Genomic DNA, 19253 nt, shown 5'->3' on the forward strand with positions numbered 1-19253 from the left:
CCCCAACGAGGCAACACGGACTGAAGGCCACGCGCGCCTGCGCGGCATTGCTCGGCGGGACAGGCTCGCGGATCTCGGCCACCGCGACCATGTCACCGCCTTTAGAAAGGAAAAGGCCGGACCACGCTGTCGATCGTGGTCCGGCTTGTTGCACGCGGTGATCGCAGGTCAGGCGGCGGGCGCCACATCCTGTTTCTGAATGCTCAGCCGCCCGGGCGTCCAGTTCTGCACAGAATTCCCGGCAACCGCTTCGCGCAGGCCTTCCATGCGAATGCGGCGCTCTTTCTCGGGCATTTCAAGCGCCGAGAGAATACCGCGATCCATCGCCTTGTGCGAGAACGGGCTGGTCATTACGGCTTGGTTCAGCTCAACCGCCGCGCCTGCAAATTCCGACAACACCAATACGCCGTCCCCGTCGATCCGGGACGCGACAAATTCCTTGCAAACAAGGTTCATGCCATCCGCGAGCGGAGTGATCCAGCACACGTCGGCGGCGCGGTAATAGGCGACGAGCTCTGTAAACGGAATGGCGCGGGAAACCAGTGTGATCGGGTGCCAGTCGAACTGGCCAAACCGCCCGTTGATGCGCCCCGCGATCTGTTCGATCTCATTCTGAACGGTTTCATACACGGCCATGTTGCGGTTCGCGGAAACCGAAACGTGCAGGAGCCTGACCTTGCCAAGAAGATCCGGGTTCGCTTCCAGTATGCGTTCAAAGCTGCGCAGCTGTTCGATGCTGCCTTTGGTGTAGTCGGTCCGACCTACGGAGAGGATGAGCTTGCTGTCTCCAAGCTCTTCGCGGATGGCCTGCGCCTGTTGCTCGGTGGTCTCGGAGCGCGCGTTACTGTCGATATAGTCCACATCGACCCCAACCGGGGTCACGCTGATGGAAATGTTGTGGCCCTTGTGCGCGATGCGGGTCGGCATTGCGCGTTCGGTCAGAGCGGTGCCTTCCGAGATCCATTGCTCCGGCACGCGCACGCGCTCCACCTGATCGATGTCGAACAGGCTTCGGGCGACCGAGACAAAATTGGCGGCGTAGCGCGGAATATGGAAGCCGACGTCGTCGCAGGCCAACAGGCTTTCGACGATTTCCTTGCGCCAGGGCAGTACGTTGAACGTATCCGCCGAAGGGAACGGCGTGTGGTGGAAGAACGCGATCCGGACGTCGGGGCGCAGCTTGCGCAGGTAGCCGGGCACAAGCCAGAGATTGTAATCGTGCACCCAGACCAATGCGCCATGCGCCGCCTCGGCCGCGGCGGCCTCTGCAAAGGCCCAATTCACCTCGCGGAAATTCGACCAGTCAACCGGGTCGTAATTATAGTATTCCTTGAAGCTGTGCAGGATCGGCCAGAACGCCTCTTTCGACGTCACATGGTAGAATTCCTTGACCTGGTCCGCCGAGAGCGGCAGGCGGGAAACAGAGTAGGTCCCATAGACGTCGTCGATCTCGATGACGCGCTCGAAATCCGGGTTGGACGGGTCATCGGCGAGTTTCCAGGCCACCCATGCCCCGTGATCGACGGAGCCGAAGAAGCTCTTCAGTGTTGGGACGATCCCGTTGGGGCTCTTGTTTTCCCGCAAGACGGTTTTGCCGTCGATTTCCACCTCTTCGTAGGGTTGCCTGTGGTAGACGATGACCAGATCAGATGCCATGGGTTTGCTCTCTCTCTCCTTCTCGGGGGTGGGTTCAGGCGGCCTTGCGGCCGATGAAGTCAAAAGCCAGGATCGCTTCCGCAATGCCTGCCGCACCATGGCCGGAGGCAAAGTGGACATGGTCCTTGCCCTCCAGAGCCTCGATCAAGCGCGGTTCGGAATTGCCGACCGCCACGGCCGGCAGGCCAAGCGCGAGCATGGACAGATCATTCAGCGTGTCACCGGCCGCGAGGCAGCGTTGGTTCGGCACGTCGAGATAGCTGAGAAGGCGCAAGAGCGAAGGGCCTTTGCTGATGTCCTTGGGGAGCACATCGAGGAACCGGTTGTCGGATACCAGCGCGTCGAGACCCATCTCCGCGATCACGTCGAGTGCCGCAGGCTCAAAGTGGTCCGGGTCGAGATCATAGCTCATCCGGTGGCGGAACACACCGGATTGCGGGCGAATGCCTTTGAACCGGTTAAGCTTGGATTGCACGCGTAGGGTGGCGTCGCCCCAGGCCTGCGCGATCGGCGCTTCCAGTTCGGCGATTGGCGCAATCTGGTGATTGCCGTCCACAGACGCAATCGTCGTGCCGACGTCGCCAACCACATAATCGGGGCGGGGCACACCTTGCTTGCGGGTCAAGGAGTGGATGAAACCCGGATCGCGACCCGTGACAAAGATCAGCCCGACGCTGTCGCGGTTGGCCTCAATCCACGAATAGAGTGTCTTGCGCTCCTTTTCAGTGCCTCCAAGGAAGGTCCCGTCAAGGTCGGTTGCAAGAACGAAAGCCTTGTCTGAAAGACTGGTGTGTCGTGTGTCCGAATGGGTCATGCGATCCTTTCCGCAAGTTTCTGAATGGCTTTGTCAGACGCTGGATGAGCAAAACTCAGATCCATCGCATTTGGTTCCGCCTCAATTGGTCGCGCCCAGAGGGCTGCGAATGTCTGGCCGAGATCGGCCTCGTCATGGAGAATGGCGCGCACCGCCTCGCAGATCGGCATGGCGACGCCGAGGCGACGGGCCAGATCTGTGACGGATCGGGCATTCATCTCGCCTTCAACCACCACGGGGCGCCCGTCGAAACATTCCGCGCGCGGGATGCGCTGGCCAAGCTGAAGGCCGAGCGACATGTTGCGCGACGTGGTGCTGGAGCAGGTCAGGGTCAGATCACCCATGCCGGACAAGCCTGTGACGGTTTCGCGCCGTCCGCCAAGCGCTTCGGCCAGCGCCTTCATCTCATCCACGCCACGTGTGATCAGCGCGGCGCGGGTGTTTTCCGCAAAGCCCGCCCCGGTCATCATGCCACAGGCGATGGCGATCACGTTCTTGACCGCACCGCCGATCTCAACGCCCACCACATCATCCGAAACATACGCGCGGAAAGTCTCCGTGCTCAGCGAGATCGCCATGCGCGCCGCCGGGCTCGCCTCCGGCTTGAGACGGTCGGCATAGCTGAAGGGGAAGGCGACGGTCGCAGCCGTGGGGTAGCCCAGCGCCGTTTCGCTGGCAAAGGTCGGACCGGAGATGCAGCCAACCACATGGCCTTCGAGCTCTTCTTCCGCAACCTGAGTCATCAAGAGACCGGTCTCCGTTTCGATGCCCTTGGCCAGCACGGCAATATCGGCACCGGCGGGCGCGTGTTGCGCCACCTGTCGCGCCACGGCGCGGATGCTGCGCGAGGGGACGACAATCGCGACGGCGTCGACACCCGAAAGCGCGGCGGCCATGTCATCAAACGCGCGCAGGCCTTTTGGGAGCGGCACGTCCGGGAGGTAGCGCGCATTCATCCCGTCCCGGTTGATGCCGTCACACACGTCCTTGTCCCGACCCCAAAGACGAGTATCGACCCCCGCCAAAGCAAAGGTAGCAGCGACCGCCGTGCCCCAGGATCCGGCGCCAATGACGGCGACAGACGCGTAGGTGGTCGGCAAATGCGGTTGGTCTCCGGAATCCGGGATGTCATGCATCATCAATATCTCCTGAGAAATAGCAGGGTGCGGCAGGCACGAGAGTGGGAAGCTTATGTCGCTTACAGACCAGTCATGTCGTAAAGGTACATTGCTCAGCGCCCATTTCAATGCTGCACCTGCAAAAAACCGTGAAGAACCCGGGATTACAGGCGTTTCTGACCCATGGATGATGAAATCGCAGGCGCTTTTTGTGTTGCGCCTTGCGCCACATGGCTCAGCGATGGCGCCCAAGACCGGTGACGGGCCTTGTTTCAGCCGTCGGTCGCGTTTCCTGCCCATGGACACCATCATTGCACCGTGCGCCTCGTTGTCACGGCGGACCAGTCCGGTGATGCAAATGATGGCACCCGGCAGCCTGTAACTCAGCTGCAGATGCATGCTGACAGTAAGGAACAGGTCTACCCTGAGCCCCGCCCAGTGGGAAATTCGTTGCTCTGGAAGAGTTAAGCGGTCAGAGTGGTGCTCAAGGCGATATTCGTATTTCCCGAGGCAATCCTGGTTCGCGGAAGCGCGCCGAGGACTCTCGCACCGCCGCTTGCAGCGCTTATTGTCGGCTTTGTCGTGCAAATCAGGCTATTTGCCCGCCGGGCAGTAGAGTCCTTCTTTCACTGGAGACCGACCGGATGCCCTTCACCCCGAACGACCCGCTGTTCAATCTGCAATGGTATCTCAACAACACCATCGCCGGGCAATACGATATCAACGTCACAACGGTCTGGGACGATTATCGCGGTGACGGGGTGCAGGTCACGATCATCGATGTCGGCTTTGACATCGCGCATGACGATCTCGACGCGAAATGGGTCTATGCGCTCAATTACGACTACGAGGGCAACGACACCGACCCCGACGAGGGCGCAGGCACCGAAAGCCACGGCACGCCGGTTGCGGGTATCATCGGCGCGGAGGCCTATAACGGCTATGGCGGTGCCGGGATCGCATGGGACGCCGATCTTGTCGCCTATAACGGGTTGGGGCGGCCGGGAGCCTATCTCGATGCTGCGGGGCTTGGGGACGGGATCGGCAACACCGCCGGTAACGACAATGGCAGCGACGTCATCAATGCGAGCTATGGCTACACCACCAATTTCGTGAATGCCGGAAATGTCCCCGACCTGATCCGCATTGTCGATCACGGGCGCGGCGGGTTGGGGACCAATTTCGTCAAGATCAACCACAATGCCCGCGATGCCAACCCGGGCACGCCGAACGGCATCGGCATGGAGGCGGTCACCGCGAAAGAGAACAGCACCCAGGCCTCGATCAGCATCGCCGCCACCCGCGCAGACGGCTGGGTTGCGTCCTATTCTTCACCCGGTGCAAACACGCTTGTGTCCGGGCTGGCGGACGATATCAACAACGACGCCGGGATCTTCAATACCGACCGGACCGGCAATCCGGGCTATTCCAACAACGCCGCAACCTATCCGGATTTCACCTATTTCGACGGAACCTCGGCGGCGGCACCGGTGGTCTCGGGCGTGGTGGCGCTTATCATGGAGGCCAACCCCGATCTCGGCTGGCGCGACGTGCAGGAGATCCTGGCCTATTCCGCGCGGCATGTGGGCTCGGCTGTGGGCAGTGCGGCCAATACCGGCGCGCCGGGCAATGGCGCGTTCGAGGTCGGCACGCAGAGCAACGGGGCGACGTGGTTCTGGAACGATGCGCAGAACTGGAACGGGGGGTCGCTGCATTTCTCCAACGATTACGGGTTCGGGCTGGTGGACGCGTTTTCCGCCGTGCGTCTTGCCGAAACCTGGGACCGGCTGTCGGTCAGCGACAACCAGCTGAGCTACAGCTTCGATTTCGACGGCGCAGGGACAACAACGGTCGACAGCACGCCCACAACCTTTAGCGTTCAACTCACGGAAGACATCATCGTCGAGCATGTCTCGCTTAACCTCGATTTCTCGGCTGATGACATCCAGGACATGAGCATTCACCTGATCTCGCCCGAAGGCACGCGGGTTCAGTTGATCCGGCAGCTTGACGGACCGGGCCTAACGGGTACGTTTTCTTTCGGGTCGGGAAGTTATGCGTATGCCACGCCCGCGGAGGGCTGGGATTTCGGGACCACCGCCTTCATGGGCACGGTCAACTGGGGAGCGTCCTATCCCGAGGGGACAGGGGACTGGGTCCTTGAAGTCGCCAACCTTGACGGGGCCTCAAACGGCGCGTTCACGATCACCGATGCGGATCTGACCATCGTCGGGCGACCCACCACCGAAGATGACCTGTATATCTTCACCGATGAGTTTTCGGACTATTTCAACACCTCCAGCCACGCAACGCTGATCAATGGCGGCTATGTCGACGGCCCGCCCGCACTCGCCACGATCAATGCCGCCGCCGTGACCGGCAACACGGTGCTGAATTTCACCGCCAACACCGCCGTGATCGACGGTGTGTCCATTCAGGCGTTTGCCGTCGCCAATGCCTATACCGGCGACGGCAACGACACGGTCACGGGCGATACGGTGACCGCGCTGATCTTTACCGGGCGCGGCAATGACAGCATCACCGGCGGCTCCGCCGGGGAATTGATCAATGGCGGACGCGGCGTTGACACGATCAACGCGGGGGGCGGCGACGACACCATCGTCGATGGCATCAGGTTCGACACCCAAGGCACCGACCAGATTGACGGAGGTCCGGACAACGATCTTGTCATCGCGACATACGTCACCTCCGGAAACTACGATGGCGGGACCGGCGACGACACGCTCGATATGCGCCTGGATTCGAGCAATTTCAGCGGCTCGAATGCCGTCCGCCTCGATTTGCCGACATTTTCGCTGTTCTCCTCCAGCGTCACCGGTTTCGAAAATGCCATGACCGGTGCCGGCACGGACCTGCTGGTGGGTGGGGCGGAAAGCAATATCCTGATCGCGGGCAAGAACAACGACACGCTGCAGGGCAATAACGGCAATGATCTGTTGCTGGGCGATGACATTCCGTTTGGCCTGCTTGAGATGAACCTCAACGGAGCGCTCGACCAATACGCGCAGACCACAAATTTCACCGCCATGCCGACGGAGAATTTTACCGTTGAATTTCTGATGCGCGCCGATGCCGGGGATGCCGGGAATGGCATCGCGTTCTTCTCATACGCGGTCCCCAACAGCACCAATGAGTTTCTCATCTACGGCACTGTCGGCGGGACCCTGAGCATCTGGTCCAACACCGGTTCGGTGGATACCGGCGTTTTGACGAGCACCGTTCTTGACGGCGATGTGCACCGCATTTCGGTGTCGGCCAATACCGGCGCGGGGCCAAACGGGCGCTACACGCTTTATGTCGACGGGGTCGAGGAATTCCGTGGTGCCGGTGGCAGTTCGTCCATGGGCACGCCCATCGAGGCGGGCGGCACCATCATCCTCGGTCAGGATCAGGACGGCAGCGTGCCGGGGGGCGGTTTCGAAACCAGTCAGGCGCTTCGGGGGCAGATCGGCGATCTGCGGATCTGGAAGACCGAGTTGCGGGCCGAAGACGTGGCGGATCTTGCCTTCAAACAGCTTGAGCCGCTCGACCTGCGCGATCACCTGTCGCTGGTTGCGAACTGGCAGCTCGATGCGCCGACGCTGTCCTTTGCCAATCTCAAGGGCACACAGAGCCTGATCCCGCAGGCCGGGGCGAGCGCAACGCTGACTGGCGTCGATTACGAACATCAGGCTGGCAATGACAGCCTCGACGGCGGGTCGAACAACGACACGCTGCACGGTGGCGGCGGCAATGACAGCCTGGACGGCGGGTCGAACAGCGACACGCTGCGCGGTGGCGATGGCAATGACACGCTGGTGGCGGGGTTTGGCGCGGATCTGTTCGACGGTGGCGACGGGACCGATCTTTTGCAGATCGCGGGTTCAGATGTAGGGACGTCGTCTTTTTCGTTCGACATCAACCTGCTGACTGGTGTGGACACGTTTGGCAACAGCTATGTCTCGATCGAGAACGTGGACGCGGGCGACGGCAATGACCGGATCGTTGGCAATGTGGCGGACAACGTCATCACCGGGGGTATCGGCAATGACACGCTTGAGGGCGGCGTCGGGTCCGATACGCTGGACGGTGGCCTCGGGCTCAACACGCTGAGCTATGCGGGTTCGAACGAAGCTGTGACGGTCTTTCTCTCCGTTGCCGGTTCCGGCGGTCACGCGGTGGGCGACGTGATCAGCAATTTCACCAACGTCATCGGCTCGGCGCATGGCGATACCATCGACCTCCTCGGCGCAGCCGGTGTGGCCGGCAATGTGGTGCATGCGGGCGGCGGCGATGACGTGATCGTGGCGCGGCGCGGGCGCGACGCGGTTTACGGCGAGGCGGGCGAGGACACCATCGCCGCGTTCGCGGGCGATAACACGGCGCTGGAGATCATTGACGGCGGCACCGAAACCGACACCTACGAGCTTCTCGACGGCGGCGTCGATAATCTCAGAGACGACGTTGTCATCTCCGTCGAGCGGGTCAACTTCGCGCAGGGCGACGGCTTCGATGCGACCTTGCAGGTGACTGCTGGCACGCTTGCGGCCAATTTTCAGGAATTCGCGGCGGATGCGCGGGTGGGCGGCAGCGCGATCATCGAGATCGAGATGGGGGCACAGACGACGCTGGACCTGTCGACGCGGACTATAACAGGGCTCGATCAGCCCGGCGATCAAATCCGGATCACCGGCGATGCGGATGATGAAAACATTCGCGGCTCATCCATCCGCGATGTGATCGCGGGCAATGGCGGCGATGACACGATTGAGGGCGGCCCGGGAGCCGATGCGCTCGACGGGGGCGTAGATGACAGCGACACGCTGTCTTATGCCAATTCGAGTGCCGGGGTGACCGTTGGTCTCGATCCGCTGACGCAGGGCAACCCGAGCGGCGGCGACGCGACCGGAGACAGCATCTCCAACTTCGAGAACCTGATTGGCTCGGCCTTCGACGATACCCTGACGGGCGATGACAATGCCAACACACTGAGCGGTGGCAGCGGGCAAGACCAGCTGTTCGGCAATGATGGTGGCGACAGGCTGAACGGCGGTGACGAGAATGATACGCTTGACGGTGGTCTGGGCGATGACACGCTCGACGGCGGCGCCGGGTTGAACCAGGTGCAGTACGATACAGGCTCTGCGGTTGTGGTTGATCTTGAGGCGGGCACGGCCGTGCGGGCGCAGGGCAGCGATACGCTGTTTAACATCCAGCACGTTCTTGGCAGTGAGGAAGACGACCGGCTGCTCGGCAGCAACTCTGGCGGTGATGAGCTCATTGGCCTGAGCGGCGATGATACATTCGCGGGCCGTGGGGGCAATGATACGATGCACGGCGTCCAGGGAGAGAACCTATACTACGTCAGCAGCGGCGATGACATGATTATAGGTGGCACCGAGGGCGACACGCTCAGCTTCCAGTATGTCAACAGCGCCGCGACCATCAATCTTCAGGCGGGCACCGCAACAAGTGCTGCCACCGACTCAGATGCGCTTGCCTCCGTGGAAAACGCAATCGGCTCGGGTCAGGGCGACGTGATCTATGGCTCCATCACCCAGCCCAACCATATCGAGGGGCGCAATGGCGACGACCGTCTTTACGGGCTCGACGGAGATGACACGCTGCGCGGCGGGAGCGGTGACGATCATGCGGCGGGCGGCGGCGACAATGACAGCATCACCGGAGACGCGGGCGAAGACACGCTTTACGGCAATGACGGCGAAGACACGTTGAGCGGCGGTGACGACAACGACACGCTGCTCGGTGGGGACGATGCCGATACGCTGCTTGGCGGCAGTGGCGAGGACCGGCTCGAAGGTGGCGACGGCGAAGACAGCCTGTCGGGTGGCAGCTTTGCCGATCGTCTCATTGGCGGGCTCGGCGACGATACCATTGATGGCGACAGCAATTCCGACACCGTGCTCTACATTGGCCTCGCGGCGGGTGTGTCGGTCAATCTCGAAGCCGGAACCGCAACCGGTGGTGCGGGCAGCGATACGCTGCTCCGGGTCGAGCATGCATTTGGATCGGGGCAGGCGGATGTGATCTACGGCACAAATCTGCACGGAAACCGACTGGAGGGCAGCTCCGGAAACGACACGATCTACGGGCTCGACGGGCGCGACACGATCCTTGGTGGCGACAATGATGACCGCCTCTTGGGAGGTGATGACGTTGATCGTCTGCTTGGCGGGAACGGGACCGATTTCCTCGATGGCGGCTCCGGGACCGACTTCCTGACCGGCGGCAGCGGCGGAGACAATTTTGTTTTCCGGTCGATTGAGGATACCGGCGTGGGGCGCTACCGACGCGACGAGATCCGCGATTTCGACTCCGCCGAGGGCGACGTCGTCAACCTTTACCTTATCGACGCCAACGCCAACGCAGCAGGCAATCAGGCCTTCACCTTTGCGGGTTCAAGCTTCGGTGGCAATGCAGGAGAGGTGATCCTCAACGATTACATCCTCAGCGGGCGCGCAGTGACGATTGCCTCGCTCGATGTAGACGGGGATGCGGTCATGGATGGGCAGATCTATATCGTCGGAAACGCAGTGATCGGCGATTTCATCCTCTAGGCGCGGACGCCGCCCATCTCATGGCAGAAAGCGGTGCGGGACCACTCTGCCGGTGGCGGACCGGGCGCTCTGGGACTTGCCTAGGGGGAGCGGGCAAGAATGGCTTGTTTCGGCCCATGATGGGTGATTTCGAACCATGGGAGCGGGGTCCGCAGGGATGGCACCTCGGCACCGCCCGCCGGCACGATCCCGTCCAGACCCGTCTCGGGTTCCGGCTCAGCGCCTGTCGGAACCTCGCTCCACCACAAACACCGAAGCCGGAGGCACGTTCATTGGAATGAACTGCAGTCGCCGCGATGTCAGCCCGAGCCGCTTCAGCATGTTCTGTGGCGCGGGGCATTTGTGACCATATGTAAAAAGCCGCACCGTGCCGCCGGGTTTGAGCGCGACAAAGCTGCTGTGCAGGATCCGGAACGTGATCTGTGGCGGGATCGACAGCAATGGCAGACCGCAGATGATGGTCCCGACGCTTTGAGCGGCAAAAGGGGTCAGACTGTGGGTGCGGGTTGCCGAGCCATGAATGATCGCGACACCGGGAAACCGCAGGCGCAAGGCGTCGGCAAAGGTTGGATTGGCTTCGATGGCGGCAATCTGATCGGCGGGGAGGCCGCGTTGAAGCAGGGCGGCGGTGAAAACGCCGGTTCCGGGTCCAAGTTCGATGACCGGCCCGTCCTGTGGGCCGATCCCTTCGGTGATCGCGCGGGCCAGTGCCTGGCTTGAGGGCACGATAGCGCCAACCTTGCGCGGTTCCCGCACCCACTCGCGACCGAACATCCACGCCGCGGCGGCCTGTTTCTTGAGTCCTTCCCGACCGGAGGCGGTTTCAGTCATGGTGCACCTGATCGGGCCCTAAATTGGTCTCGGCCGGAATTGGCCAAGCGACGCGTCCCCCGCATGAGCCCTTGAACACAAGGTTCCGTCCGGTTCCGCTCGCCCGAAACTCCGGTCTCCGGCGTTTACGGGCTCGCGATCGCGGACGCGCTGTGCCGAAAAGATAGAAGGGTGCGCGGGTGTTGTCGACATGGCATGCGCGGAATGCTTCGGAAACTCGGCAGGCAACGAATACACGGCTGAGCGTTTGACCGACCGGTATGGAGCCGGAGTTCAGAAAGCCTAAGGCCCGTGCCGGGCCTCGTTCAGGGCGATCCGGGATGCGATTGGCGGCGACTGTCAAATCACTGGCGGCGACGGTCAAGACAGGCAGCGGCCAGATGCGGGATACCGGGCCCACCAATCGCAACCAGGGAGACAGCAGCTTTCGCGCGCGCGCCTTGCCAGTCCGCGCCCCTTCGCGCGTCGATGGCCTCCGCCAGACCTTGCTTGGCGCACCGGGTCAGCGCGCCCAATCGCACTCATGTCCATCATCCAAGAGCCATGCCTGCATCGGGCCTGCTGCACGCAGGCATGCCTCTTTCACTTCAGGAGATCAGAACCATGACAGACAATCCTTATCTCATCATCGGTGCCACGGGGAAAACCGGTCGCCGTGTGGCGCAGCGCCTCGATGCCCGGAAAATGCCCGTGCGCCGGGCATCCCGCACGGCTCCCACCCCGTTCGATTGGGACAAGCCAGAGACCTGGGAGGCCGCTCTCGAAGGCGCTCGGGCCGCCTACGTGACCTATTTTCCGGATCTCGCCTTTCCCGGCGCGGTAGAGCGCGTCGCCAAGCTGGCCGAAACTGCGCGCGCAGCGGGCCTTGGGCGGCTGGTGCTCTTGTCGGGACGCGGAGAGCATCACGCGCGCTTGGGCGAAGAGGCCGTCCGGGCGTCCGGGGTGGAATACACGCTGATCCGCGCGGCCTGGTTTGCCCAGAATTTCTCCGAAGGCTACCTGCGGGCTCCGATCCTAGACGGGGTGATGCCAATGCCGGGCGGGGCCGTTCAGGAACCCATCATCGACGTGGAAGACATTGCCGATGTCGCCGTTGCGGCACTCACGGAGCCGCGCCATGCCAATATGCTTTACGAGGTGACCGGACCACGGCTATTGGGGTTTGCGGACATGGCCGCGATCCTCAGCGAGGCAATCGGGCGCGATATCGCTTATCTTCCGATTTCCTTCGAAGCATTTCACGCCTCCCTTTCCCAAAACGGGGGCACCTTTGTTGCCGATGTTTTCACCGCGATCGCCCGGGAAACGCTGGATGGACGCAACGCATGTCTCGGCACTGGTGTCGTCGAGGCGCTGGGCCGCGCGCCGCGCGATTTTGCGGATTTCGCACGTGTCGCCGCGCAGGCAGGCGCGTGGCGTGCTGCGGCGTAAGACGTGCCCGGTCACAAAAAGGAGATGCGCCGATGTCTTTCCCCATCATTGTGCTGATGAACGGCACAATCCTTGCCTATGCCGTTGTCGGCGGCGTGTTCCTCGCCTTTTCGGATTTCATCATGCGCGCATTGACCCGTGCGGGGCAGGGGGCTGCAACCATGCAGATCATCAACCGCGCGGTCTTTCGCTGGATCTTCATGGCGCTGTTCCTTGCCCTTGTCCCGGTGTCGCTGGCTTGGATCGTCTACGGGCTGCGGGTCGAGAGCGGCGTCTCCGGCGTGCTCATGGCTTGTGGCGGCGCGCTCTACCTTTCGGGGTGCTTTGCGGTCACGGCTTTCGTCAATGTTCCGATGAACACCGCGCTTGCAGATTTTGCCTCGCACAGCGCGGAAATGGAGCATTACTGGCGTGGTATCTATGTGCCGCGCTGGACGGCCTGGAATACAGTGCGCGCAGTGGCCTGTCTCTTGGCCGCAATCGCTTCGCAGGCAGGGCTCGTTGCGCCATTGCTTCGCGCGGCAGGTTCGTGAAGGCGCCCGCGCTGCGATGATGCGCGCCAAGCCCCCCTGCGCTGACCATCATCGGCGCTGGCGGGCGTTGGAGTGGCAGAATCGTGCAATTCCGGAGGGAACCGGGCTAAATCCAACGCAGATCCGAGACCGCCTGGCGCCCGTCCGCCATGATCCGCTTTGCCGATGTCCCGAATTGGCCGGTAAAACACGCTCTTGCCTTGCCTTGAACATGCAATTCTTCCTTGTCGTCGCCAATATGCGCCCCATCTTGCGCAGTGTTGTAAGGAGGGACCCCATGTCGAACGTAGACGACCGTCTTGAATCCGTGGAAGAAGCGCGCGCCCTGGATGCGCGCTATCAGGCGGCCCGTGCCGCGCTCGAGCACAATCGCAAGATCGAACAGGGCCAGGCCGGGGCGTTGTTTTTCGCGGCGATGGCCTATGGCGACGCGATGGAAGAAAACCGCATGTTTCAGGTGGCGGCGCATTGGGCCAAGCTTGTCTGCATTGCGTCGATCTTCGTCATTCCCAACCTGTTGGTGATCAGCGTTCTGTTGTGACCTCATGATGCCCGCGGTTCGGTTGCGACCATCCCTCTGGGCGGCGTGACAACGTCCTGACACTGCAAGAACCAGACTGGTTCAAAACCGGCAGCTCGCGTTGCCGGTTTTTTGGTGTTTCAAGAGCCGCATTCCCGAGACGCCTGCGCGCCCTCCGCAACCCGGTTAGGCTGCCACTCCAAGAAGCTTTGCCGCATTTTTGGGCGGATTGAAAACAAACCTTCCCGGAATCATCTTTTTGCGACAGTCTTCTGGGCATGAGTGCGGTCATGATCCAGCACGCGCATCGAGCGCCGGTTTTTACTCTCAGGTTGCGTGCGCCTTGAGCGCGTTTTGGTCTGGTCGTGACCGCTTCGGTGCGCGCCGCATCGGCTTGGTCTGTGCGGTGCTGATCGCCCGCATGGGGCCAATCGCAAAATCGGGGAGGGCCTGATGGGGTTGGGGTGCCATGCCCGTGAAACCGTTCTGCACCCGGATACGACGCGGCGTGGGCCTTGCTTTTCGCCTGTGGTGGAGCGCCGGATATCCGCTCAACCAGTTGAATTTAAGAGACAATAGTATCGAGTTTTTCACCCCCATTTGGTTCCGGGGCATCATCCAAGGGAGGAGATGGACATGAATTTGAGACCAGACCCGACGTTTCACGCGTCGCCCAAATTGGCCATGCAAGCGCCAGTCGAGAATTACGCCTTTACCGTGATGCTGAGTCCGGACGGATCGCAATCTGACGGCATCGCGGTGGTTGATCTCAACCCCAGGTCCGACACTTATGGGCAGATCGTGCATCAGGTGGTTGTCCCGACCAAGGGTGACGAGTTTCACCATTTCGGCTGGAACGCCTGTTCCTCTGCGCTGTCGCCGCTCACGGGCCATGCCTTTCTGGAGCGCCGCTACCTGATCGTTCCGGGCATCCGGTCCAGCAGGGTTTATGTGATCGATGTGAAAGAGCCGCTGGAAGCGAAAATTCACAAGGTCATCGAACCCGAGGAAATCTTTGAAAAGACCGGCTATTCGCGCCCCCATACCATCCACTGCGGACCCGAAGGCATCTATGTCTCGACCCTTGGCGGGGCCGGCGCCGACGGCACGGATGGACCGCCGGGCATCTTCATCATGGATTGTGAGACGTTCGATGTGATCGGCCGCTACGAGATGGATCGCGGCAAGCAGGACAAGCATTATGATTTCTGGTGGAACCTGCCGCAGGACTACATGGTCAGCTCCGAATGGGGGCTGCCGCCGCAATTCGAGAACGGTGTCGTTCCCGAGGATCTGCTCAGCAACAAATACGGTCATTCGATCCATTTCTGGGATCTGCGCGCGCGCAAGAACGTGCAAACCATCGATTTCGGTGAGAACTACCAGATGGCGCTGGAGATCCGGCCCGCCCATGATCCAACCAAATCCTATGGGTTCTGTGGTGTGGTGGTTGATACGACCAACCTTCAGGGTGCAATCTTTACGTGGTGGCGTGGTGACGACGGCACGTGGCAGGCCAAGAAAACCATCACCATCGATCCGCGCCCCGAAGACCCCGAGAACTTGCCGCCCCTGCTTCAAGGGTTCGGCGCGGTGCCACCGCTGGTGACCGATATCGACCTTAGCCTTGACGACAAATACCTCTATGTCGCGTGCTGGGGCTTGGGAGAGATGCATCAATACGACGTGTCTGATCCGATGAACCCGGTGCTTGCGGGCAAGGTCGAGCTGGGCGGTATCGCACGCGGGGCCAAACACCCGAATGGCAAGCCCTTTGTCTATGGACCCCAGATGGTCGAGATCAGCCGTGATGGCGAGCGCGTTTACTGGACGAACTCGCTCTATTCTACCTGGGACGACCAGTTCTATCCCGATGACGAAGGCGGGCAGATGGTGATGGCGCGCGTCGGCAAGGAGGGCGGTCTGACGCTCGATCCCGATTTTTACATCGACTTCCCCAAGGGCTATCGCAGCCACCAGATCCGTCTGGAGGGGGGCGATTGTTCGACCGACAGCTTCTGTTACCCGTCCGTCTAGACAAATCGCGGAATGGGACTTGAAGACATGTCTGTGGCGGCCCTTTGGTGGGCCGTCATTTTTTCCGGCCTCTATCACGGCGTGAACCCGGGGATGGGCTGGCCGCTGGCGGTGTCTGCGGCGCTCATGGAGCGGCGCGGCTGGGCGTTGCCGCGTGCGTTGGGCCTTCTGGCGCTGGGTCATTGCCTCGCGATGCTGGCAATCCTGCTGCCGTTTTCGATGATGATCGTGCTCGTGAACTGGGAGGTTGAAATCCGTATTGGCGCGGGTCTGCTTGTGATGGCGATGGGGGGCTATCTGCTGATCAACCGGCGTCATCCGCGCATTCTTGCGCGGGTGCATCCCGCCCGGCTTGCATTGTGGTCCTTTCTGGCGGCCATGGCGCATGGGGCGGGGCTGATGCTTGTGCCCATCTACCTTGGCATTTGCGCCATCGCGCCGGATGACACGGGCCACCTTGCTGCGTCTGCCTTGATGCGCGCCGATATCGGTATTGCCTTTCAGGTGGCGGCTCTGCACACCGCCGCCATGACGCTTGCAGGCGGTGCCATCGCGGTCTTTGTCTATTTCTGGCTCGGGCTGAAATTCCTGTCGAGGACATGGTTCAACCTCGATACGGTCTGGGCCTTGAGCCTCGTCTGCGTGGGGCTCTTTGGCGTGTTGTCGGCCTATACCGGACACTGAAGGGATGTCTGGCCGCGCCAAAGCCTGTATCGCTGCCATCATTTCAGCGCCGGAACCATCACAGACGTCGCCGTGACGCGCCATGCCGGGCGCTGCCGGATTGCTTGGTGCTGCCGGAAAACGAGAAGACATGTTGCCTCTCCGGCGGGAGCAGCCTTGTCTGCGTGTCACTCCCGCGATCCTCCATGGGTGCCGCAAGGTTCGCCCCGCAAATTGCCCTCACACAGGGAATTTTGTCTTTGTAGAAAGGACGCGCTGGGGCAAGCTGGTGCAACGCGCCACAACCACTGGGAGATTCCGATGAACCGCCGCTCGATGCTGCTTGCCACGCTCTTGTCCTCCACGCTGATGGTGCAGGCTTTTGCCGCCGATGTGCCCGAAGGCACGACGCTCGCGGAAGAGCAAACCTTCACCTATCGGGTGCTGGATGAGTTTTCGTCATTCGACCCGCAGGTGGTCGAGGATGTGAACGGCTCCGAGGTGGTGCGCGACCTTTTCGAAGGTCTCTACAATCAGGATGCCGCGGGCAACATCATTCCAGGGGTCGCGCTGAGCCATTCGGTCAGCGAAGACAACACGGTCTATACGTTCCGGCTGCGCGAAGATGCCAAATGGTCCGATGGCAGGCCCGTGACCGCCGGTGACTTTGTCTACGCATGGCAGCGTGCGGTCGATCCTGAACTGGCGTCTCCCTACGCGTGGTACATGGAGCTGATGTCGATCGAGAACGGCGCGGAGATCATCGCGGGCGACCTGCCCAACACCGATCTCGGGGTTTTTGCTCCGGACGACTACACGCTTCGCGTCGAGTTGAGCCAGCCTTTGCCCTATTTCGACAAGATGGTCAGCCACGCGACCACCTTTCCCGCCCCGCGCTGGGCCATCGAAGAGCATGGCAGCGCTTGGACGCGACCGGGAAACATGGTCTCCAACGGGGCCTATGTGCTGACCGAACACGTGCCAAAGGAGCGGTCCGTGCGGGAGCGCAACGCGATGTATTGGGATGACGAGAACACCGTGCTCGACCGGGTCGTGACGCTCGTTATCGGAGACGATGCGCAGGCGCTGACGCGCTGGCGTGCGGGCGAGGTTGACAAGACCGAGATCCCCGCGGGGCAATACCCGACGCTCAAGGAAGAATTCCCCGACGAAGCCTATGCGCTGCCTCGGCTGTGCAACTACTATTTCACCTTCAACCTCGACAGCGGTCCGGAGGCGTTTCAGGACGTGCGCGTGCGGCAGGCGTTGTCTTACGCGCTGGATCGGGATGTGATCGTGAACGCCGTGCTGCAAGGCGGGCAGTTTCCGGCCTATACCTTTACGCCGGGCGCCACTGCCGGGTTCGAGATCCCGCGTGTCGACTATGCCGGCATGACCCAGGCCGAACGGGATGCGAAGGCCAGGGAATTGCTGGCCGAGGCGGGCTATGGTGAGGGCGGGGAGCCGCTCAGCTTCACCTATCTCTACAATACGTCCGAAGCGCATCAGCAAGTGGCCATCGTCGCATCGCAGATGTGGAAGCAGAAACTCGGCGTGGCCGTGACGCTGGAAAACCAGGAATGGAAGGTCTTTCTCGAAAACCGCGGGGCGCAGAATTTCGAGATGGCCCGCGGTGCGTGGTGCGGCGACTATAACGAGGCGTCGACGTTCCTTGACCTACTGACCACGCCCTCCGGTTACAACGACGGGCAATATTCCAATGCGCGGGTCGACGCACTGATGGCGGCGGCCAAATCCTCGCAGGACACGATGCCGCTTTATACGGAGGTGGAACAGATCCTCGCCGACGAGATGCCGGTCATTCCGGTTTACCACTACTCCACCAACATGATGCTGAATGCCGCCATCCAGGGCTGGCCCGTCGACAACGTGGAGCAGACCTGGTATTCAAAGGACCTTTTCAAGGTTGCCGAATGACTGGTCCGCTATGGCGCATCTGGGCAGACCGGAGCCGCCGGGCGTGAGCACAGGCGCAACGCTCCGGTGCAGGCATGCGCATTGCATCGCGTCGCGTCGCATCGCGTGCCGGTGCACCGCTGGTCGTAGAGCGGGCTTCCCACTGTGCCTTCGTGCCGGTGAGGGCCCATGCTGAACTACACCCTGCGCCGGCTTTTGGCCGTGGTGCCCACGTTGCTCTTGCTCATCGTCGTGTCTTTCTACCTGATGCGTCTCGCGCCCGGCGGGCCGTTCACCTCGGAGCGGCCTTTGCCACCGGCGGTGATGCAGAACGTGCTGGAACGCTACGGCATGGACGAGCCGCTCCATGTGCAGCTCTGGACCTACATCAAGAACATCGTCTGTTGTTTTGATTTCGGACCGTCCTTCTCGCAAAAGGACCGCAGCGTGAACGACGTGATAGCGCAGGGGTTTCCGGTCACACTCACCTACGGTTTCTGGTCGGCGGTGTTTGTTCTCGTTTGTGGTGTGCCGCTGGGGATCATTGCGGCCCTGCGCCACAACAGTTTCTGGGACTACACGATGACGGGGCTTGCGATCTTTTCGCAGATCTTCCCGAATTTCGTACTGGCGCCGATCATGGTGCTTTTGTTCACGCTGTCCTGGGGGCTGTTGCCGGGCGGTGGCTGGAACGGGGGGCAATGGCAATACGTCATCATGCCGGCCGTGGCGCTTGGGACGTCCTACATGGCCGGTGTTGCGCGACTGACCCGCGGCTCGATGCTCGAGGTGCTCAACGCGCCTTATATCCGGACCGCGCGCGCCAAGGGCCTGCCGGAGCGCACGATCATCCTGCGCCATGCGCTCAAACCCGCGCTTCTGCCGACGCTGACCTATATGGGGCCGGTTTTTGTCTACATGATCACCGGATCGGTCTTCATCGATATCTTCTTTTCAACCGGCGGGATCGGGCAGGATTTCATCGACGGCGCCTATGCGCGGGACTATTCAATCCTGCTCGGGCTGGCGGTCCTCTACGCGATGCTGACCTTCGTGCTCACGCTGTTGCTCGATCTGCTCTACGCATGGATCGATCCGAAAGTGCGGTCGCAATTATGAGCCCGCGCGTGCTCATCCGCCCGTCGGGCGGCCTCG

Annotated in this window: 12 protein-coding genes; 8 read left to right on the plus strand and 4 right to left on the minus strand. The window is 61.6% G+C overall.

From position 1 onward, the window contains the following. Window positions 1–168 precede the first annotated feature (168 nt). From ggpS to J1C49_RS15560, 3 genes are read right to left on the minus strand one after another with little or no spacing between them, the layout of a single operon-like run. Complete coding sequence (ggpS, locus tag J1C49_RS15550; RefSeq protein WP_227446758.1) at window positions 169–1656, minus strand: glucosylglycerol-phosphate synthase; 1488 nt, start codon at window positions 1654–1656, stop codon at window positions 169–171. Between the two features lie 34 nt (window positions 1657–1690). Continuing rightward, entirely contained in the window at window positions 1691–2470 is a 780-nt protein-coding gene (locus tag J1C49_RS15555) for an HAD-IIB family hydrolase (RefSeq protein WP_227446759.1), read from the minus strand. Continuing rightward, the gene (locus J1C49_RS15560) at window positions 2467–3609 is read right to left on the minus strand and encodes an NAD(P)H-dependent glycerol-3-phosphate dehydrogenase (RefSeq protein WP_227446760.1); all 1143 of its coding nucleotides are present in this window, start codon (window positions 3607–3609) and stop codon (window positions 2467–2469) included. The genes J1C49_RS15555 and J1C49_RS15560 overlap by 4 nt, the downstream gene beginning before the upstream one ends. Window positions 3610–4232: 623 nt before the next feature. Here J1C49_RS15560 and J1C49_RS15565 point away from each other — a divergent pair. After that, window positions 4233–10166 carry a S8 family serine peptidase gene (locus J1C49_RS15565; RefSeq protein ID WP_227446761.1) on the plus strand — a complete coding sequence of 1978 codons (5934 nt, stop codon included), beginning with the start codon at window positions 4233–4235 and terminating at the stop codon, window positions 10164–10166. Window positions 10167–10382: 216 nt separating this feature from the next. Here J1C49_RS15565 and J1C49_RS15570 read toward each other — a convergent pair whose 3' ends face one another. After that, window positions 10383–10997, minus strand: coding sequence for a class I SAM-dependent methyltransferase (locus J1C49_RS15570; protein ID WP_227446762.1), 615 nt, complete (start codon window positions 10995–10997; stop codon window positions 10383–10385). A gap of 603 nt (window positions 10998–11600) precedes the next feature. Here J1C49_RS15570 and J1C49_RS15575 point away from each other — a divergent pair. From J1C49_RS15575 to J1C49_RS15605, 7 genes are all read left to right on the plus strand, one after another. After that, the gene (locus J1C49_RS15575; RefSeq protein WP_227446763.1) at window positions 11601–12428 is read left to right on the plus strand and encodes an SDR family oxidoreductase; all 828 of its coding nucleotides are present in this window, start codon (window positions 11601–11603) and stop codon (window positions 12426–12428) included. A gap of 32 nt (window positions 12429–12460) precedes the next feature. Further along, window positions 12461–12961, plus strand: coding sequence for a DUF1772 domain-containing protein (locus J1C49_RS15580; RefSeq protein WP_227446764.1), 501 nt, complete (start codon window positions 12461–12463; stop codon window positions 12959–12961). Window positions 12962–13238: 277 nt separating this feature from the next. Beyond that, window positions 13239–13502 carry a hypothetical protein gene (locus tag J1C49_RS15585; protein WP_227446765.1) on the plus strand — a complete coding sequence of 88 codons (264 nt, stop codon included), beginning with the start codon at window positions 13239–13241 and terminating at the stop codon, window positions 13500–13502. Window positions 13503–14117: 615 nt separating this feature from the next. After that, entirely contained in the window at window positions 14118–15518 is a 1401-nt protein-coding gene (locus tag J1C49_RS15590) for a selenium-binding family protein (protein ID WP_227446766.1), read from the plus strand. 27 nt (window positions 15519–15545) lie between these two features. After that, a complete protein-coding gene (locus J1C49_RS15595; RefSeq protein ID WP_227446767.1) occupies window positions 15546–16202 on the plus strand; it encodes a hypothetical protein in 657 nt (218 codons plus the stop codon). Window positions 16203–16502: 300 nt separating this feature from the next. Further along, complete coding sequence (locus tag J1C49_RS15600; protein ID WP_227446768.1) at window positions 16503–18119, plus strand: peptide ABC transporter substrate-binding protein; 1617 nt, start codon at window positions 16503–16505, stop codon at window positions 18117–18119. A gap of 168 nt (window positions 18120–18287) precedes the next feature. Further along, complete coding sequence (locus J1C49_RS15605; RefSeq protein ID WP_227446769.1) at window positions 18288–19217, plus strand: ABC transporter permease subunit; 930 nt, start codon at window positions 18288–18290, stop codon at window positions 19215–19217. Window positions 19218–19253 lie beyond the last annotated feature (36 nt).

The sequence above is a fragment of the Cognatishimia sp. F0-27 genome (genome assembly GCF_020667845.1).
GTDB lineage: Bacteria > Pseudomonadota > Alphaproteobacteria > Rhodobacterales > Rhodobacteraceae > JAFMPQ01.